This window comes from Hydrogenophaga sp. (genome assembly GCF_011390835.1).
Lineage (GTDB): Bacteria > Pseudomonadota > Gammaproteobacteria > Burkholderiales > Burkholderiaceae_C > Hydrogenophaga.
Genome location: NZ_JAABRQ010000005.1, coordinates 36,610 through 55,319, shown reverse-complemented (window position 1 = coordinate 55,319; position 18,710 = coordinate 36,610). Strand labels below are relative to the sequence as shown.

Annotated in this window: 19 protein-coding genes; 12 read left to right on the top strand and 7 right to left on the bottom strand. The window is 65.1% G+C overall.

What is annotated here, in order from left to right; all coding sequences use genetic code 11:
• Positions 1-65: 65 nt before the first annotated feature.
• Entirely contained in the window at positions 66-1,664 is a 1,599-nt protein-coding gene (xrtE, locus tag GPT34_RS04990; protein ID WP_291010149.1) for an exosortase E/protease, VPEID-CTERM system, read from the top strand.
• A gap of 301 nt (positions 1,665-1,965) precedes the next feature.
• The gene (locus GPT34_RS04985) at positions 1,966-2,106 is read left to right on the top strand and encodes a hypothetical protein (RefSeq protein ID WP_291010148.1); all 141 of its coding nucleotides are present in this window, start codon (positions 1,966-1,968) and stop codon (positions 2,104-2,106) included.
• Positions 2,107-2,195: 89 nt separating this feature from the next.
• Here the strand turns inward: GPT34_RS04985 and GPT34_RS04980 are convergent, their stop codons facing one another.
• Positions 2,196-2,507 (bottom strand): DUF2853 family protein, encoded by a 312-nt coding sequence (locus GPT34_RS04980; RefSeq protein ID WP_291010147.1) that lies wholly within the window; start codon positions 2,505-2,507, stop codon positions 2,196-2,198.
• 134 nt (positions 2,508-2,641) lie between these two features.
• Complete coding sequence (locus GPT34_RS04975) at positions 2,642-3,070, bottom strand: hypothetical protein (RefSeq protein ID WP_291010146.1); 429 nt, start codon at positions 3,068-3,070, stop codon at positions 2,642-2,644.
• A 774-nt stretch (positions 3,071-3,844) separates the two neighbouring features.
• Here GPT34_RS04975 and GPT34_RS04970 point away from each other — a divergent pair.
• On the top strand, positions 3,845-5,254 hold the full coding sequence (locus tag GPT34_RS04970) for an NAD(P)-binding protein (protein ID WP_291010145.1): 1,410 nt from the start codon (positions 3,845-3,847) through the stop codon (positions 5,252-5,254).
• Here GPT34_RS04970 and GPT34_RS04965 read toward each other — a convergent pair whose 3' ends face one another.
• From GPT34_RS04965 to GPT34_RS04955, 3 genes are all read right to left on the bottom strand, one after another.
• Positions 5,255-6,013, bottom strand: a complete 759-nt coding sequence (locus tag GPT34_RS04965) for a 3-hydroxyacyl-CoA dehydrogenase (protein ID WP_291010144.1) — start codon at positions 6,011-6,013, stop codon at positions 5,255-5,257.
• Between the two features lie 75 nt (positions 6,014-6,088).
• On the bottom strand, positions 6,089-7,633 hold the full coding sequence (locus GPT34_RS04960) for a HAMP domain-containing sensor histidine kinase (RefSeq protein WP_291010143.1): 1,545 nt from the start codon (positions 7,631-7,633) through the stop codon (positions 6,089-6,091).
• Positions 7,630-8,367, bottom strand: coding sequence for a response regulator transcription factor (locus GPT34_RS04955; protein ID WP_291010142.1), 738 nt, complete (start codon positions 8,365-8,367; stop codon positions 7,630-7,632). The genes GPT34_RS04960 and GPT34_RS04955 overlap by 4 nt, the downstream gene beginning before the upstream one ends.
• Before the next feature lie 135 nt (positions 8,368-8,502).
• Here GPT34_RS04955 and GPT34_RS04950 point away from each other — a divergent pair, with 135 nt between their 5' ends.
• The gene (locus tag GPT34_RS04950; protein ID WP_291010141.1) at positions 8,503-9,033 is read left to right on the top strand and encodes a sigma-70 family RNA polymerase sigma factor; all 531 of its coding nucleotides are present in this window, start codon (positions 8,503-8,505) and stop codon (positions 9,031-9,033) included.
• A gap of 234 nt (positions 9,034-9,267) precedes the next feature.
• Here the strand turns inward: GPT34_RS04950 and GPT34_RS04945 are convergent, their stop codons facing one another.
• Positions 9,268-10,287, bottom strand: a complete 1,020-nt coding sequence (locus GPT34_RS04945) for an extracellular solute-binding protein (protein ID WP_291010140.1) — start codon at positions 10,285-10,287, stop codon at positions 9,268-9,270.
• Between the two features lie 181 nt (positions 10,288-10,468).
• Here GPT34_RS04945 and GPT34_RS04940 point away from each other — a divergent pair, with 181 nt between their 5' ends.
• Positions 10,469-11,365, top strand: a complete 897-nt coding sequence (locus GPT34_RS04940; protein ID WP_291010208.1) for a patatin-like phospholipase family protein — start codon at positions 10,469-10,471, stop codon at positions 11,363-11,365.
• 225 nt (positions 11,366-11,590) lie between these two features.
• Here GPT34_RS04940 and phaP read toward each other — a convergent pair whose 3' ends face one another.
• Positions 11,591-12,133, bottom strand: coding sequence for a TIGR01841 family phasin (gene phaP, locus GPT34_RS04935; RefSeq protein ID WP_291010139.1), 543 nt, complete (start codon positions 12,131-12,133; stop codon positions 11,591-11,593).
• A gap of 265 nt (positions 12,134-12,398) precedes the next feature.
• Between phaP and GPT34_RS04930 the strand changes: the two genes are divergently transcribed.
• From GPT34_RS04930 to GPT34_RS04900, 7 genes are all read left to right on the top strand, one after another.
• Positions 12,399-13,388: a histone deacetylase gene (locus GPT34_RS04930; protein WP_291010138.1), complete on the top strand. Its 990-nt coding sequence runs from the start codon at positions 12,399-12,401 to the stop codon at positions 13,386-13,388.
• The gene (locus tag GPT34_RS04925; protein WP_291010137.1) at positions 13,381-13,830 is read left to right on the top strand and encodes a thioesterase family protein; all 450 of its coding nucleotides are present in this window, start codon (positions 13,381-13,383) and stop codon (positions 13,828-13,830) included. Before GPT34_RS04930 ends, GPT34_RS04925 begins: the two co-directional genes overlap by 8 nt.
• Positions 13,831-13,895: 65 nt before the next feature.
• A complete protein-coding gene (locus tag GPT34_RS04920; RefSeq protein ID WP_291010207.1) occupies positions 13,896-14,552 on the top strand; it encodes a nitroreductase in 657 nt (218 codons plus the stop codon).
• Positions 14,553-14,592: 40 nt separating this feature from the next.
• Positions 14,593-14,940, top strand: a complete 348-nt coding sequence (locus GPT34_RS04915; protein ID WP_291010136.1) for an FKBP-type peptidyl-prolyl cis-trans isomerase — start codon at positions 14,593-14,595, stop codon at positions 14,938-14,940.
• A 5-nt stretch (positions 14,941-14,945) separates the two neighbouring features.
• Positions 14,946-15,938: a D-glycerate dehydrogenase gene (locus GPT34_RS04910; protein ID WP_291010135.1), complete on the top strand. Its 993-nt coding sequence runs from the start codon at positions 14,946-14,948 to the stop codon at positions 15,936-15,938.
• Positions 15,935-17,455 carry a DNA recombination protein RmuC gene (rmuC, locus tag GPT34_RS04905; RefSeq protein ID WP_291010134.1) on the top strand — a complete coding sequence of 507 codons (1,521 nt, stop codon included), beginning with the start codon at positions 15,935-15,937 and terminating at the stop codon, positions 17,453-17,455. Before GPT34_RS04910 ends, rmuC begins: the two co-directional genes overlap by 4 nt.
• Positions 17,452-18,621: an MFS transporter gene (locus tag GPT34_RS04900; RefSeq protein ID WP_291010133.1), complete on the top strand. Its 1,170-nt coding sequence runs from the start codon at positions 17,452-17,454 to the stop codon at positions 18,619-18,621. Before rmuC ends, GPT34_RS04900 begins: the two co-directional genes overlap by 4 nt.
• Positions 18,622-18,710: the final 89 nt, after the last annotated feature.

Below are 18,710 nucleotides of genomic sequence, written 5' to 3'. Positions count from 1 at the left end.
TTGAGCGGCCATTCACAATCCAGCACCTGGTCTGCATCGGGTGATGCTGGGTTGTCTGCTCGCCGATGCGAACCACCACCGCCCGCCTTTTCTTGCTGGTTCTGCTGATTGTTGGCGAGGCAATGGCAATCTCTGTTGCGTTTGATGCGCAGACCCTGCCGCAACAGCACGCCGCTGGCAACTATTGGTGGCTGGCCCACGCGGGGGCCGCATCAAAAATTCTGTTCATCTGGGTCGTTGCGCTGCTTGTGGCGCTGGGTCCCAGGCTGAAGCAATGGAGCCGGCAGCTGCAAGTGGCTGCCGATGGGCATCGCTACCATTTGTGGCTCTCGCTGCAGCTCAGCGCCTATCTGCTGTTTTTCGCCCTGACCTACCTAGTCTTTTCGACGACAACAAATCGTTGGGATGGGCGCGGAATCCCTCTGCCTCTTTTCTGGTTGGCCGCGCTGGCGTTTGTCGTAGTGCTTTGGCTGAACACAATCGCACCCATCAGATTCTGGTTCCGGTTTGTGCGGGAAGAGGTGATCACCATCGGATTTGCCAGCGTCATCGCCACGCTCACCTGGGGATTCACGCTGGTTACCCAGGGTCTGTGGGATCCATTAAGCGGTGCCACTTTTGACGCGGCGACCTCAGTGCTTCATCTGTTTTACGCCGATATCGTTGTCGACCCGCAGCAACGAATTCTTGGGGTCGGCGACTTCGTCGTTGAGATTGCAGCAGTGTGCTCCGGCTACGAAGGTATCGGCCTCGTGCTGATATTCACTGGGTTTTATCTGATCATCTTCCGCCAGGATTTTCGCTTCCCCCAAGCTTTGTTGCTGCTGCCGCTGGGCGTGGCCACGATCTGGCTGTTCAATATCTTTCGCATCGCGGCGTTGATTGGCATCGGTGCCGAGATTTCGCCAGAGCTGGCGCTTGGCGGGTTTCACAGCATGGCCGGCTGGATCAGTTTCGTCCTTGTCACCGCCTGCATCTTGCTCCTGGCTCACAACAGCGCCCTGTTCAGCCGTTCACCTCAACGATTAAGCGCACAACCGATCAATTTCAGGATGGCGCTGCTGATCCCGCTGGTTGTGCTGCTGTCGACGACACTTATTACTTCGGCCATGACGATCACGGTCGACTGGTGGTATCCACTGCGAGTCGTTCTCACCGCTTGCGCGTTGGCGCTTCTATGGCGGCACTATCGCCATATTCCGTTTCGGATCACATGGTTTGCAGTTGCAACCGGTGTGCTGGTGTTTCTGCTTTGGTTGCTGCTAGTGCCAGATGATCCCGTGGCGAGCACGATTACCGACCAGTATCTGCACGAAATACCTTCTGGTCTGTTGTTCGCCTGGTTGCTGTTTCGGACGCTGGGAGCTGTCATCACCGTGCCGCTCGCAGAAGAACTCGCTTTCAGAGGTTATCTTTTTGAGCTGCTGGGAACTGACCGCCAATCCAGCCGCCGGTCCCAGTATCCGTGGCTCGCCTTGATCGTGTCTTCTGTCCTTTTTGGCCTGCTTCACAGCGCCTGGTTGGCTGGTCTGCTCGCAGGGGTGGCTTACGGCCTGGTTCGCTGCTACCGCAACAATGTCGCCGACGCGTTTGTCGCCCATGCGATCACTAATGGTCTGCTGTCGGTTTACGTTGTAACCACGGGAAGTTGGTCACTTTGGTAGGTTTGACTTTTGTATGGGCATCGTGTGGGTCTTTGAGTGATTGCCTCTTGATCTGCGCGGGGGCCCAGCCCTATGGTCGCCGCCGCCCCTGCTATTTGAGATTCGGTGTATGGACTGGCGGGTGAGTGTGTTGGAGTCGCGCCGAACTCGGATCTGTCAGTGCAGGCCAGCCCCATCGGTGACATTGGTCGGCGCTTCGCTTCACAGATGACCTGCTCAGGATCGCCGACTGGCCGCAGAAAGATGCAGCGAGCCTCGCAGCCGATCACGGGCTCAGTTGTGCTGATGAATCAACACATTTGTGCCGGGTGAGAACGCCGACAACTACGACTTCACCAGTGGACTGCCGGTGCAGTTGCTCAAAATCCTGGCGCTCAAGCTCATGCCCTTGCTGGATGCCGAGGGAAACAGCTCGCCTTACGTGCTGGCCTGTCGCGGCTGAGTGCGGGGGGAGCACGGCAGCACCCGCGGAAACAGAGGCCCATGAAAAAACCGGTCATTTGACCGGTTTTTCAGAATTGCCTGAGGCGCTTAGCCAAGCTTGGCCAGCGAGCCAGTGGCCTCGGCCAGCAGGTAGTAGAAGGTGACGCGACTCTTGCGGTTCACACCTTTCATCTTCTCCGCCACGCGCGCAATGCCGGCGTCAGCGGCTTCGGCCGACAGGCCCAGCTTCTTGGCGGCGAAACCGTCGCGCACCGTGGCCAGTTCTTTCGGGTCGGTGCCCGAGACCAGCGATGAATCGGCATTGCGCAGGGCGATCCCGCAGTACTTGACGATGGCATTGACAGCGGTTTCGCTGGCCTGGGGGGCGTACTTGCGGACATCGGCGAGGTAGTCAGACATTTTTTCTCCTGATGATGGACGGATCGACTGGGTCGAACGGGACAGCGGGCCGGTATTCACCCCTGTGGTTCAAGTGTGCCGCACTCGGCCTGGCAATGGAAGCTGAAAGTAGTATTTTGTGCAGCAATCGGTGGTCAGGACTTGCCTACCACGGCGAGCGCCGGTGCCTTGCCCTGCCACTCGCCTACGATGCGCCAGCGGTCATCGGGTCCACGCACGAGTTCGAGCGTCTTGGGCTGCGCGGTCTCGCGGTAATGGCCCGAGACGTAGTCCTGCAAAAAGCGCACCCGCACCCGGTCGTCCTCCAGGGGAAGGACCTGCAGATCCTTGATCTGCACCTCGATGGACGTGCGCCCGCCCACGTTGCGGTAGCGGCTGGCGATCCAGTCCCGGCGAGACGCGCCGTCTGCAGGGGTGAACGCCTCGCCGTAGTGATCCAGGTAGGCCATCATGTTGCGGGCGGCCCAGTCCTGGCGCCAGGACTCCACCGCGCGGGTGACCTGATCCTCCAGCGGGACCTCCGGCGCCTTGATCGGCTCTGGAGCGCTGACGGCGGCTTGCACGGGGCTGGGGGCGGGCGCTTGTACCAGTGTGTCGGCCTCAAGCGGCGCTGCGGGGACTGGCTGAGCGTTTGGGCTGGGTGCGGGGGCCACGGCCGGCGACGCGGCGCTCGCCAAAGAGGTGGCGGGCGCTGGTGCAGCCTGCTGGGTTGACCACAATGCCCATCCAGCGATCATCGCGCCCAAGCCCAGCAAGAGCATGGTGGGCCAGCTCCGTCGTTGGCCGGGGCCATCTGGCGCCAGCGCTTCCGGTCCGGACGAGGCTTTTGGCGTCATCGCAGCCGCCCAGGGCGCCGCGTCTTCCGTTTCGCTGGGCGCTTGCCCCAGCCGGCGCTGAGTGGCGGCCTCCCTGGCCTTTTCAATTGCGTACCTGATGCGTTCCATCTGACAGATTTCTTTCTATTCCGGAGGGGAGCCCTGCGGTCACTCCACGACCCAATGGCATGCCCTCAACGAGCACACCCGGCCAGCAAACCGGTCCCAGGCTGGCGGTTAGCCCTTGACACCACATCGGGAGTGGTTGGCACTCGGTTGCGGTGGCGACCACCCGGGTCGTTGGCAGCGGGCTCGTGTGGCCCGGAGGTGGTAGAAAAATTGTGTTGCAACTGGGGTCGTTTGGCCTACTTTTCCCAACCCGTGAAAGGCCGTTTGTGTGGAAAGAGGCACAAACAGGGGACTTCTTGAGCGTTTCTGAAAGCTCGGACCAGCCGGTGTGAGGCTGCGATACTGGCCGCTGCTGCATTCGCCCGGTGGCGAAACAGTCCACCGGAGATCCGCTTGAACACCCTGGAAACCGATTACCTGGTCGTCGGCAGCGGCGCTGTCGGTCTGGCGTTTGCCGACACCTTGCTGCAGGAAACCGACGCCCGCATCACCATCGTCGACCGCCACGGCAAGCCCGGTGGCCACTGGAACGATGCCTACGCCTTTGTGGCTTTGCACCAGCCCTCGGCGTTTTACGGCGTGAACTCGCTGCCGCTGGGCAGCAACCGCAAGGACGCCGTCGGCGTCAACCAGGGGCTGTACGAGCTGGCCTCTGGCCCCGAGGTCAGCGGCTATTTCGACGCGGTCATGCGCCAGCGCCTGCTGCCCAGCGGCCGGGTGAGCTACCACCCCATGAGTGACTACCTGGGCGGGGGCCGTTTTGTGTCGATGCTGTCGGGCGAAGAAACCCAGGTGCGCGTGGCCCGCAAGACGGTGGACGCCACCTTCTTCGGCACCTCGGTGCCCGCCACCCACACCCCGCGCTTCGCGGTGGCCGACGGCGTGGACCTGGTGCCGCCCAATGCCTTGCCTCAGCTGTGGATGAAGCCGGCTGCACAGCGCCCCCAACAATTCGTGATTGTGGGCGCGGGCAAGACGGCGATGGACGTGGGCGTGTGGCTGCTGGGCAGCGGTGCCAGACCCGAGAGCATCCACTGGGTAGTGCCTCGAGACTCCTGGTTACTCAATCGGCTGCACGTCCAGCCCGGGCTGGAGTTCTTCCAGGAGACCCTGGGCGGCCAGGCCGCACAGATGGAAGCGTTTGCCGCAGCGAGCTCGCTGGACGATCTGTTTGAACGGCTGGAAGCCGCCGGCATCATGATGCGCATTGACCGCTCGGTGCACCCCAGCATGTTCCACTTCGCCACCATGTCCACCGGCGAGATCGAGACTTTGCGCCGCATCACCCAGGTGATCCGCATGGGCCGTGTCCAGGCCATCGATGGCCAGGGTCTCGCGCTGGACCAGGGCAGGGTCGACATGCCGCCTCGCACGCTCTACATCGACTGCACCGCCTCGGCGGTAGAGCCCCGACCGGGCAGCCCGATCTTTCAGGGCGACCGCATTGTGCCGCAGCTGGTGCGTGCGCCGCAGCCGGCATTCAGTGCCGCGCTGATCGCCTACGTGGAAGCGCACTACCCGGACGACGCGACCAAGAATGCGCTGTGCGCCACGGTGCCGTTCCCCCACAAGCTGCAGCAGTACCTCCACTGCAACATGGCCAACATGGCCAACCAGTTTCGCTGGGGTCAGGACAAGGCGCTCAGTCGCTGGATCCGCGACTGCCGGCTTGACGGCTTCGGCAAGGTGATCGCGGCGACCTCGCCAGACGACACCGAAAAGCTGGCGGTGCTCGGTCGGATCCGCGCTGCCGCCATGCCGGCCATGGCCAACTTGCAGAAGCTGGCGGCTCAGGGTGTCTGATCAGCGAGGCGCCAGGCGGATCGCGCCGTCCAGGCGAATCACCTCACCATTGAGCATGTCGTTTTCGATGATGTGCTGGGCGAGTTTGGCGTAGTCGGTTGGCGTGCCCAGGCGGCTGGGGAAGGGCACGCTGGCGGCGAGCGCGTCCTGCACCTCTTGCGGCATGCCAAAAAGCATGGGCGTGCCGAAGATGCCGGGGGCGATCGTCATGTTGCGGATGCCGTTGCGCGAGAGGTCGCGCGCGATCGGCAGCGTCATGCCGACGATGCCGCCCTTGCTGGCTGCATAGGCTGCCTGGCCAATCTGGCCGTCGTAGGCCGCCACGCTGGCAGTGGAGATCATCACGCCGCGCTCGCCAGTGGCCTCGGGCTCGTTCTTGCACATGGCGTCGGCCGCTAGGCGGATCATGTTGAAGCTGCCGACCAGGTTGACCATGATGGTCTTGGTGTAGACCGACAGCGAATGCGCGCCGTTCTTGCCCACGGTTTTCTCGGCCGGAGCGATGCCGGCGCAGTTGATCAGGCCCATGAGCTTGCCCATGGCGACGGCTTTGGCCACCACCGCCTGTCCATCGGCCTCCTGACTGACATCGCATTTCACGAAAGCACCGCCAATTTCCTTGGCCACCGCTTCGCCCTTGTCGGCCTGCATGTCGGCGATGACCACCTTCGCCCCGTTGGCTGCGAGCATGCGCGCCGTGCCTTCGCCCAGACCCGATGCGCCGCCGGTGACGATGAATACCTTGCCTTGAATGTCCATGGGATGCTCCTTCGGGGAATGTGTCGGAATTGACGTTGACGTAAACGTCAATTATCACCGACGCGCTTGTCGAACTCAGGCGGCTGGCAGCGCCAGCGTCACCACCGTGCCCGTGCCCGGCGTGCTGCTTACTGACAGCTGGCCGCCATGCAGTTCAGCAATGCGCTTCACGATGGCCAGGCCCAGGCCCTTGCCGCCCTCGCCAGTGGCGGGCGCAACTTGGCGGCGGCACTGGTAGAAGCGGTCGAAGAGGTGGGGCAGGTCGTCGGCTGCAATGCCTGGCCCGCGGTCGCTCACCGTGACCAGAGCCTGCGCACCGTCGGGGCCATCGACCCGCTGCGCACGCAGTGCGATCGCGCCGCCCGCGCCTCCGTACTTGAGCGCGTTGTCGATCAGGTTGGCCACCGCTCGCTCGATCAGCTGCACATCCACCCGCGCCAGGGCGGCGCTGTGGGACTGCCCCGTTGGGTTGCTGGTGGACAGCGTCACGCCCAGCTGACGCGCCCGCTCGGCAAAGCGGATCATCACGTCGTCGAGCAGCTCGCCCAGGTCCAGTACCTCGGTTTTCAGCTCAAACGCCGGCTCGTCTAGCCGCGCCAGATCGCCCATGCTTTGCACCAGGCGCGCTGCGTTGTGCGTGTTGCGCAGCGCCACCGCCACCAGTTCGCGGTCGGCGTCGCGGGCTGGATCGCCCTGCCACCGGTTGTCCAGTGTTTCCAGGCAGGCGCTGGTGGCAGTGAGCGGTGAGCGCAGGTCGTGCGACAGGTTGCTCACGCCTTCGCGGCGGAAGTGGTCGAGGCGGCGCAGCGTGCTCCATTGCTGACGCAGGGTCTGCAACATGGCGCCGATGCCACGCGAGAGCTGGCCAAACTCGTTGTGCTGGTCGCGTGCATCGGGCAGGTTCCAGGGAGCGTCGGCGTCGTTGGCGGCGAGGGGTACCTTGTCTTGCAAACCTTCGTCGCGGATGCGGCTGACCGAGGCGGTGAGGCGGGTCAGCGGGCGCGTGACGGTGGCGGTGATCCAGGCTGCCAGCCCGGTGGACAAGGCCACCACCGCCAGCATCAGCAGCACAAACGGTTGCGACAGCGCACTGTGCAGCGCAGCGCTGCGGCTTGCAGTGAAACCGCGCGGGCGGCTCACCAGGTAGAGGTAGCCGGCCACCGGCGGGTCGGGGGCGATCGACATCGGTTTGAGCGCGCGCGCCGCCACCACCACCCGTGCGTCCATGCGCTCGGGGTTGTCGCCCAGCACGTAGGGCATGGGTTCCTTGCCCGAGGCCAGCATCACCGGTCCCATGTTGACCCGGAAATCGGCCGCCAGTGGCGTCTGGCCGGTGGAGCTGAGCACCCGGCCTTGCGGGTCCAGAAGGTAGAGCTGGGTGTCGGGCTCGTAGAGCACCAGATTGGCCAGGAAGCTGTCAAAGTCCTCGCCGAAGCGCGCCTTCATGCCCAGCAGGTCGCTGTGCTGTTCGGTCACCCGTTTGAGGAAGGCGTCGGCCCGGTAGTAGCTCGACTCGTGCTCAAACCGCTCGTAAGCGAGCACCAACGCCAGCACCACGCCGAGCGCGGTCAGCAGACCGGTGAACAGGATCGTGAGGGCGATCTTGGCGCGGACCGTCATGTGCCGGCGCCCGGGCGCTCGCGCATCTTGTAGCCCGCGCCGCGCACCGTGAGGATGAACTCCGGCCTGAGCGGGTCGTCTTCCAGCTTGGCGCGCAGGCGGTTGATGTGGGTGGTTACGGTGTGCTCATAGCCGTCGTGGCTGTAGCCCCAGACCGCGCTCAGCAGCTGGCTGCGCGAATACACATGACCCGGGTGCTGCGCGAAGTGCATCAGCAGATCGAATTCCAGCGCGGTGAAGTCGAGCGCCCGGCCGCGCACCCGGGCCTGGCGCTTGATGGGCTGGATCTCCAGCTCGCCGTTGACCAGCGCCGCGCCCGCGTCGCTGGGCGCGGCCTGTGCTGCCAGCGCAGCACGCAGCTGATCGGCACGGCGCAGCAGGACCTTGATGCGCGCCATCAGCTCGGCGAGCGAAAACGGCTTGGTGAGGTAGTCGTCTGCGCCCAGCTCCAGACCCAGGACGCGATCGAGCTCGGTGGATTTGGCGGTGAGCATGAGGATGGGCGTGGTGTCGCCGCGCCCACGCAGCGTCTTGCACAGCTCCAACCCGTCCAGGCCCGGCATCATGAGGTCGAGCACCAGCACATCGCAGGGCGCCTCGGTCTGCAAGGCCAGTGCCGACAGACCATCGCGGGTCTCGCTCACCGCATAACCGGCCGCGCGCAGGTTGAGCACCAGCAGGTCCCGGATGTCGGTCTGGTCTTCGGCCACCAGGATGCGTTTGGGCTCGGTCATGGGCTTAGGTCGGGGTTCACGCTCCATTCTTACGCCGAACCCGGGCGCGATGTGATGCAAATGTGAGGTTATGCGAGGTGGCTGTGATGCCCGGCCTGCACAGTGGACCCATCGCCACCCGACACGGACCCCGCCATGACCTCAGCCGCACTGCTTTCTCCTTCCCCGACCTGCGGCCTGTGCTGGCACGAGGTGCTGGAGCACCGCGATTACCTGGTGCGCTTTGCACGGCGCAAGCTGCACGACCCGGCACTGGCCGAAGACGTGGTGCACGACGTGTTTGAAGTCGTGCTCGGCGGCCGTGCCCGGTTTGGCGGGCGCAGCGCGCTGCGAAGCTGGCTGGTCGGCATCCTCAAGAACAAGCTGGTCGACCTGATCCGCGACCGCGTGCGCTACAGCGCCCTTGACAGTGATGAAGACGAAAGTGGCGAATCCAACAACCAGCAGGTTTGCGGCGCGCCAAGGCCTGATGACCTGGCCGAGCAGCGCGAACGGCTGGCCCTGGTGATGGCCCGCATTCAACAGTTGCCCGATGGGTTGCGTGAAGTGATGGAATGGCGCGTGCTCAACGACGAACCAACTGATGTGGTGTGCGAGCGCCTGGGTATCAGCCAGGACAGCCTGTTTGTGCGCCTGCACCGGGCGCGCAAGCGGCTGGACGCCTGACCCATCCCCGCGCCGGCCCGTTGCTCGGGCCGTCCCACCCTCAAGGAGGCAATGCAAGTGGCCCGGCAAAGCCGGTTCCACCGCATCCTGAGAACAGGCACGCCACGCCGGAAGGGAAGTTGGCTCAGGGAACCGCGGAACCGGCTCTGCCGGGCCGCCAGTGCCGCCCCCCCTGGAGGGGGTGACGCCGCAGGCGGCGCGGGGGTGGGCTCTCGTGCCCCGGCGCAGGGGGGGTCACCTGTACCCGACGCGGTCCAGCATCTGCTGCACCTTGGTCATGTTCTTGGCCACCACACTCAGGGGGATGGTCTCGGCCTTGAAGCCGTCGCCGCCCATGGCGCGCAGCGCCGGGTTGTCAATCTTCACGCCCTTGGCCGCCGGAAACTCGTTGTTGCCGTTCGCGAAGTAGTCCTGCGCAAACGGGCTGGCCAGGAACTCCATGAAGGTGATGGCGTTGTCTCGATGCTTGGCGTGTTTGGCCACGGCCGCGCCAGCGATGTTGACGTGGGTGCCGCTGGTGCCCTGGTTGGGGAACACCACCCGCACCTTGCCCATCACGGCCTGGTCTTCGGCCTTGTCCGACTTGAGCAGGCGGGCGGCGTAGTAGGTGTTGGTGATGGCCACGCCGCATTCGCCCGACGCCACCGCCTTGATCTGGTCGGTGTCACCGCCCTTGGGAGCGCGCGCCATGTTGTTCACCAGGCCCTGCAACCAGGCTTCGCCTTTGACGTCACCCAGGCGCTCGATCACGGTGGAGAACAGCGACAGGTTGTAGGGGTGTGAGCCGGAACGCGTGCACAGCAATCCTTTGAGCTTGGGGTCGGCCAGCTGTTCGTAGGTCGCCACGTCTTCGGCTTTGACCCGCTTGGGGTCGTAGACGATGACCCGGGCGCGGGTGGAAAAGCCGGTCCAGGTCACGCCGTCTGCAGAGGCATTGGCGCGCAGGTTGGCCGGGATGGCCGCGTCCAGCTTGGCCGACTTGATGGGCTGGAACAGGCCGAGCGCGTCTGCCGAGGCAATGCGCGCTGCGTCCACCATCAGGATCACATCGGCTGGGGAGGCCGCACCTTCGGCACGCAAGCGGGCCACAATGCCGGCGTCGTCGGCATCCACTCGGTTGATCTTGATGCCGGTGGTTTTTGTGAAGGTGTCGTACATCACCTCGTCGGTCTGGTAGTGCCGGGCCGAGTACAGGTTGAGAACCTTGTCCTGGGCCAGAGCGGGCAGGGCACTGCACAGGACCAGCGCGGCCATGATTGGGAGGCGGGCGATGGACGGGGCCTGGGAATCGAAAAAGGATGGCATGGTGACTTTCGGGTTGAAAAGACCGTGTTGCCTCAGCCACCAAGGCTTAGACAACGCCGCGTTGAACTCGGAATGGATGCTAACATAAATGCGAATAGTTCTCAATAAACAAATTTGGATCTGGATCCACATCGCGTTGCTGGTTCTGCTCTCGGGCTGCTCCCTGCTGCCCACCCAGACCGAACCACCCCCGGTCATTCCGCCCGTGGTCACGCCGCCGGCCGTGATCGAGCCGGTGCGCAGGGCACCCCGTCTGGGTCTGGTGTTGGGTGGTGGCGCAGCGCGCGCTTTTGCCCATGTTGGGGTGATCCAGGAACTGGAGCGAAATGGGATTCGCCCCGACTTGGTGGTGGGTACCTCGGCTGGCAGCCTGGTGGCGGCCCTGTACGCCAGTGGCATGGACGCCGCCGCGCTGGAGCGTGCCGCGCTCAGCATGGACGAAGCGACGCTGACGGACTGGATGCTCCCCATCCTCAGCCGCGGCATGTTGCGGGGCGACGCACTGGCTCGCTACGTGCGTCAGGCTGTGGGCGGACGCTTGCTGCAGGACATGAGGTTGCCGCTGGGCGTGCTGGCTACCGACCTGGGTAACGGGCAAGGTGTGCTGTTTCGCCGCGGTGACGCCGCCCAAGCGGTGCGCGCCTCCAGCGCTGTGCCTGGCGTGTTCGCGCCGGTGCAGATTGCTGGCCGCGAGTATGTCGATGGTGGGCTGGTGGCCCCGGTGCCGGTGGGCCAGGCGCGGGCCATGGGGGCGGAGGTGGTGCTGGCGGTCGACATTTCGGCTGATCCGCAGGGCAACGATGCCAGCGGCATGCTGGGCCTGCTGCTGCAAACCACCGCCATCATGGGCCAGAGCATCAACCGCTTCGAGCTGGCGGGTGCCGAGGTGGTGGTGCGACCGGCGCTCAGCGGCGTGGGCAGTGCCGACTTTGCCTCGCGCCAGCGCTCCATCGAGGCCGGTCGCGTGGCCATGCAGGCGGCCATGCCGCGCCTCAAGGCAGAGCTGGCCAAACTGCGCCAGCCATGAGCCCGGAGCAACGCGCACAAATCATGGGCACAAAAAAAGCCCCCACTTTGCGGTGAGGGCTTAAGGGATCCGATGACATCCAATGTCGAAAAGGACCCGAGGAGACAACCAGAAAAACCGGTTGGGGTCATCGACGGCTCTGTGGCTGGTCGATGCCCGATATTTGCAGTGTGACCGTGTCACCGGGAGGCAAAGCGGTCATGAGCGGGGCGTTCCCGCCGCAATTCAACGCTTCTTGGAAGAGGCCTTGACAGCGCTGGTGGCCTGGGTGGTCACGGTGTTGAAGTTGGACTCGGCCATTTCGGTGGCTTGCTTGACAGCCTTCTGCACCGATTCCATGGCGTTGTTGGCAGCCGATACGGCGCTCTTCATCATGGTCACAGCGGTCTCGGAGCCCGCGGGCGCATTCTTGGCGGCGTTGTCGACCACAGCCATGAATTTCTTCTGGGCATCAGCCGACTGGGCTTCAGCGGCCTTGGTGAACTCGGCGCCGGTGCCCGAGGCGATGTCGTACAGGTGACGGCTGTAGGCCACGGTCTTTTCGGCCAGGGGCTGCATCAGGGCGGCTTGCAGGGTCAGCAATTCCTGAGCATCTTTCACGCTCAGCATGGCTTGGGCGTTGTTGGCGGACTCGGACATGGCGGCCTTGGTGGCTTGCACGTTGAGTTCAACCAGCTTTTCGACGCCTTCGAAAGCCTTCTGGGTCAGGCCGAAGATGGTTTCGATGTTGGCTTTCTGGGCGGCGACGATTTGTTCAGCGGTCAGCATGGTGGTACTCCAAATATTGAATGTTCAGACGAGGTAAAAAGAACCTAGTTGAGAGCTGCTCCCGAACCCGCGCTGTCTCGACGCTGTTGTTCTCGTTCGCTTTGCTGCGCTGCAACATATCTCAAATTATAGGGATTACCCGCGGGTTTGCAAGGCCTTTTTTGCTGCAACGCAACATATTAGACGGTCGCTCCTAAATCCTGGGGATACCGGCTGGCTTTCATGCCGCCGCCACAATCGGGTCAGCCCGTTTCTGCTCTCTGCTGTGCACGCTTACTACGCCGACCATTTCATCCTGCCCTTGCCCACGGGGCACCGCTTTCCGATGGCCAAGTACGGCCGTTTGCGCCAGCGCCTGGCGGCCGAGCTGCCCGGCGTGACCTTGCAAGAAGCCCTGCCGGCCACCAATGGCGAGCTGGCGCTGGTGCACACGCCTGACTACATCCGCGCCGTTGCCGAAGGCACGCTGAGCCCTGCCGCCCAGCGCGAAATCGGTTTTCCCTGGAGCCCGGCCATGGCCGAGCGGGCGCGCCGCTCGGTTGGCGCCACGTTGCTGGCGGGTCGCCGCGCCCTGGGCGGTGATGGGCTGGCCGCCAACCTGGCTGGTGGCACCCACCACGCCTACGCCGACAAGGGCAGCGGCTTCTGTGTGTTCAACGACGCGGCGGTGACGACCCGCCTGTTGCAGGCCGAGCACGCGCGCCAACACCGCGCGGCCGGCCTTCTCCGGGTGGCCATCATCGACCTCGATGTGCACCAGGGCAACGGCACGGCACGCATCTTTGCCAGCGACGAGTCCGTGTTCACGCTGTCGCTGCATGGCGCGCGCAATTTCCCGTTTCGCAAGGAGCCTAGCGATCTGGATGTGGAGCTACCCGATGGGTGTGGTGATGTCGAGTACCTGGACGCGCTGGAGCGCGCTCTTGAAGAGCTGGAGCAGCGCTTTGATCCCGGGCTGGTGATCTACCTCGCCGGGGCCGATCCGCATGAAGGCGACCGGCTGGGGCGCCTGAAGATCAGCTTCGACGGCCTGGAGGCGCGCGACCGGCGCGTGATGGATTGGGCCTGGCAGCGGCGCGTGCCGCTGGTGTTTTGCATGGCTGGCGGCTACGGCACCGACCTGGAAGCTACGGTACAGGTGCAGGTGAACACCTACGCCGTGGCGCTGGAGTACCACGCGCGCTGGCAGCGATGGCAGGCGGCTCCGCGACAGGTGCCCACTGAGGCCGCTGGCACAATGACCGGCCATGAGTGAAGTTTCCTCCGCGGGGCGCCCGCAAGCCCGGCCTCGCAGCCACTACCGCGTGTTTCGCGACATCGGCACTCGCTGGATGGACAACGATGTTTACGGCCACGTCAACAACGTCGTCTATTACAGCTGGTTCGACACGGCGGTCAACGCCCACCTGATCGAGCAGGGCGCATTGGACATTCACCAGGGCGCGGTGATTGGCCTGGTGGTGGAAACCCAGTGCAACTACTTCGCGCCGGTGGCCTTTCCCCAGACCGTGCAGGCTGGCCTGCGGGTCACCCAGCTGGGCCGCTCCAGCGTGCGCTACGAGGTGGGTCTTTTCGCCGAAGGCAGCGCCACCACAGCCGCCTGCGGCCACTTTGTGCATGTGTATGTCGACCGCGCGACCCAACGCCCGGTGCCTCTGCCCGAATCCTTGAAGAACACCCTGGAGACCTTGCTTTGAGCCAGAACCTGACCCCACTGCCCGTGATCGACGCCGCCAGCGTGGACGCCGCCATCAACACCCGCATGTCGGCGCGCGCCTTCCTGCCCAAGCCCGTGCCGCGCTCCACCGTCGAGCACCTGCTGACCCTGGCCAGCCGCGCGCCTTCGGGCACCAACACCCAGCCGTGGAAGGTGTACGTGCTGCAAGGTGCCAGCCGCGACGGCCTGGCGGACAAGGTTTGCGCCGCGCACGATGCGCTGCGAGCCGACCCGTCGCTCGCCGGCGAATACCGCGAGGCCTACGACTACTACCCTGAGCAGTGGGTCAGCCCCTACATCGACCGCCGGCGCGAAAACGGCTGGAGCCTGTACGGCCTGCTGGGCATCACCAAGGGCGACAAGGACAAGATGCACGCCCAGCACCAGCGCAACTTCCGCTTCTTCGATGCGCCGGTGGGGATGATGTTCACGCTCGACAAGGTCATGGGCCGAGGCTCGCTGGTGGACTACGGCATGTTCCTCGAAAACCTCATGGTCGCGGCGCGCGGCCACGGTCTGCACACCTGCCCGCAGGCCGCCTGGAACGGTTTTGCCAAGATCATCCTGCCGCACATCGGTGCCGGCGACAGCGAGATGCTGGTCTGCGGCATGGCGTTGGGCTTTGCCGACCCTGACGACAAGGTCAACGGTTTTCACACGCCGCGCGAGCCCTTGGCCAGCTTCACCCAGTGGCTGGAATAATCCATCCTTTCTTTCAACGACTCAACACGAGGACACCACCATGATCACCACCCCCAGCGGCCTGCAATACGAAGACACCACGGTGGGCAACGGCGAGGTCGCCCAGGCCGGCCGGCCGGTGCAGGTGCACTACACCGGCTGGCTGTTCAACGACGGCGTGCAGGGCGCCAAGTTCGATTCCAGCAAAGACCGCGGCCAGCCGTTTGAATTCCCGCTGGGCGCCGGTCACGTCATCAAGGGCTGGGACGAGGGCGTGCAAGGCATGGCCGTGGGCGGCACCCGCCGCCTGGTCATTCCGGCCGCGTTGGGTTACGGCGCGCGCGGCGCCGGCGGCGTGATTCCGCCCAATGCCACGCTGCTGTTCGAAGTCGACCTGTTGGCGGTCTGAGCGCCATGGCAGCCACCGCCAAGCCCGCGATCCTCGTCGCCCGCGCCGTCTTCCCCGAGGTGATCGACGCACTGCGCCAGCACTTCGAAGTCGATACCAATGACGATGACGTGGCACTCACCCCCGACGAGCTGACGCAGCGCCTGCAAGGCAAGGTGGGTGTGCTCACCACCGGCAGCGAGCGGGTCGACGCGGCCCTGCTGGCGGCCTGCCCGCAGTTGCGGATCGCGGCCAACATCGCGGTCGGTTTCAACAACTTCGACGTGCCCGCCATGACGGCCGCCGGTGTGCTCGGCACCAACACGCCCGACGTGCTCACCGAGACCACCGCCGACTTCGGTTTTGCGCTCATCATGGCCACCGCCCGTCGGCTGACCGAGAGCGAGCATTTTTTGCGCGCGGGTCAATGGAACAAGTGGGCGCTGGACATGTTTGCCGGCGCCGATGTGCATGGCAGCACGCTCGGGATCCTGGGCATGGGTCGCATCGGCCAGGCGATTGCGCGCCGCGGCGCGCTGGGCTTTGGCATGAAGGTGATCTATCACAACCGCTCGCGGCTGGATGCAGGCATCGAAACCGAGCTGCGCGCGCGCTATGTGAGCAGGGACCAGCTGCTGCAGCAGGCCGACCACCTGATCCTGGTGCTGCCCTACAGCGCCGAATCGCACCACGCCATTGGTGCAGCCGAGATCGCGCGCATGAAACCCACGGCCACGCTGGTCAACATCGCACGCGGCGGCATCGTGGATGACGCCGCACTGGCCGCTGCCTTGCGCGATCGCCGCATCGCGGCCGCGGGTCTGGATGTGTTCGAGGGCGAGCCCAAGGTGCATCCTGACCTGCTCACCGTGCCCAACGTGGTGCTCACGCCCCACATCGCCAGCGCCACCCTGGCCACGCGCCGGGCCATGGCCCAGCTGGCGGCCGACAACGTGATCGCTTACCTGACCGAGGGCCGTGCGCTCACGCCGCTCAACCCCGACGTGATCCGGGCATGACCACCGAGACGCTGATCTGGGCCCTGCTGGTCGGCGTCGCGCTCAACCTCGTGCTGTTGCTGTGGCTGCTGCTGCGCCCGCGTGCCGCTGGCGCTGATGAGCTGGCGCACCGCCAGTTGTTGCAAAGCCAGAACCAGCAGATCGCACAGCGCGTGGAGCATGTCGAGGCCGAGCTGCGGCGCGAGATCGGTGACAACGCGCGCGGTGGCCGGCAGGAAATCCAGCAGACGCTCAGCGGGTTTCAGGAAGCGGTTTCGCGCCAGAGCGCCGAAGCCGCGCGCACGCAGAACACCCAGCTGGATGCTTTTTCTCAGCAGCTGATGCAGCTGCGCGGCACGCTGGGCGACACCCTGACCCAGCAGCTGCAGGCCATCAGCCTGGGCATGGGGCAGCAGGCCGCTGAGGCCACGCGCACGCAGAACGCACAGATCGATGCCTTTGCCCAACAACTGGTGCAATTGCGCACCTCCTTGTCCGACACCCTGATTCGGCAGCTGCAGGACATGAGCGAGAGCAACGCGCGCCGTCTGGCCGAGGTTCGCACCACGCTCGACGGGCAGCTGGCACAGCTTCAGCAGAGCAATGCCGCCAAGCTCGACGAGATGCGCGCGACGGTGGATGAAAAGCTCCAGAGCACGCTGCAGGCGCGCCTTGGCGAAAGCTTCAAGCAGGTGGCGGACCGGCTGGAGCAGGTTCACAAGGGACTGGGCGAGATGCAGACCCTGGCGCAGGGTGTGGGTGATTTGAAGCACCTGCTGACCAATGTCAAAACGCGCGGCATGTTTGGCGAGGCCCAGCTCGGTGCCTTGCTCGAACAGGTGTTTGCGCCCGACCAATATGCAACCCAGGTCGCCACCCGGCCCGGCGGCCGCAACGTGGTCGACTTCGCGATCCGCCTACCGGGGCGGGGCGATGACGGCGCGCCGTGCTGGCTGCCGATCGACGCCAAGTTTCCCAACGAGGACTACGAGCGCCTGCTCGATGCCCAGCAGCGCGCCGATGCCGAAGGTGCCGAGGCCGCTGCGCGCGGCCTGGAGCAGCGCATCCGACTGGAAGCCAAGTCGATGGCCGAGAAGTACCTCGAGCCGCCGCACACCACCGACTTCGCCATCCTCTTCCTGCCTACCGAGGGCTTGTACGCCGAGGTACTGCGCCGCCCGGGCCTGATGGAGGTGTTGCAGCGCGAGCACCGTGTGACCCTGGCCGGGCCAACCACGCTCATGGCCATGCTGAACTCGCTGCAGATGGGCTTTCGCACGCTGGCGCTGGAGAAGCGCAGCAGCGAGGTCTGGCAGGTGCTGGGCGCGGTGAAGACCGAGTTCGGCAAGTTTGGTGATGTGCTGGCCCGGGTGAAGAACCAGACCCAGACGGTGCTCAATACCATCGACGCGGCCGAGACCCGCAGCCGCGCCATGGGGCGTGCGCTCAAGACGGTCGAAGCTTTGCCGCAAGACCAGGCCAGCGCCTTGCTGCCGCTGGACCCGAGCGATCGCGATCCTGCCGCCGGTGAGGTTTGAGTCCACTGCCGCGCACTGAGCTGGCGCGGCTGATTGCTGCGCAAGTCTGTCTGCACGCCTGCATGACGGGCTTTCGCATGGCCGCGCCGCTGATGGCGCTGCGCGAAGGCCACAGCGCCGCCGCGGTGGGCATGCTGCTGGCGCTCTTCGCGCTGGCGCAGGTGATCCTGGCGCTGCCTGCGGGGCGGCTGGCCGACCGCCACGGCATCCGTCGCCCGCTGCAGCTGGCGATCGGGGTCGCGACGTTCGGCGCTTTGCTGTCGCTGGCCTGGCCGTTGTTTGGCGTGCTGTGTGTGACCGCGCTCACCAGCGGCGCGGCCACCTGCCTGACCATGACGGCCGTCCAGCGCCACGCCGGCAAGCTCGCCCATGACGGCACCCAGCTCAAGCAGGTGTTCAGCTGGCTGGCGATCGGCCCGTCGATCTCCAATTTTGTCGGCCCTTTTCTTGCGGGTCTGCTGATCGACGCCTCGGGCTTTCGCGCGGCCTATCTGCTGCTGGCCTTGCTGCCGTCGCTGGCCTGGTTATGGGCGCGCCAGCTGACCGAGATACCTGCGCAGCACAGCGAGGCGCCGGGCAGCAGCGGATCGGCCTGGAACCTGTTGCGGCAGCCCGATCTGCGCCGACTGATGATCATCAACTGGATGCTGTCGTCGTGCTGGGATGTGCACACCTTCCTGGTGCCGGTGCTGGGTCACGAGCGCAGCCTGAGCGCCTCGGCCATCGGCGCCATCCTCGGCGGCTTTGCGCTGGCGGCCACCGCGATCCGCCTGCTCATGCCCTGGCTGGCCATGCACCTGCGTGAGTCGGTGGTGATCGCGTCGGCCATGGTGGCCACGGCCTTGCTGTTTGCTGTCTACCCGCTGGTGCAGGCCGCCTGGGCGATGGGTGTGCTGTCCATCCTGCTCGGCGTGGCGCTGGGTTCGGTGCAGCCCATGATCATGAGCACGCTGCACCAGATCACGCCCAAGCACCGTCACGGCGAGGCACTGGGCCTGCGCGCGCTGGCCATCAACGGCTCCAGTGTGGTGATGCCGCTACTGTTCGGCTCGGCTGGCGTGGTGATCGGCGTGGCCGGCGTGTTCTGGGCGGTGGGAGCGATGGTGGGAGCGGGCTCGCAGCTCGCGCGCCGCATGCCCTCCACCGCGACATCGCCGCGACCCTGAGGCCCTCGCGGGCTCGAACAGCCCGATTGAGCGAAAGCCTTTGATCGGACCACTATGATGATGGCCTTTGCGCTTTCGGACCACAGCGA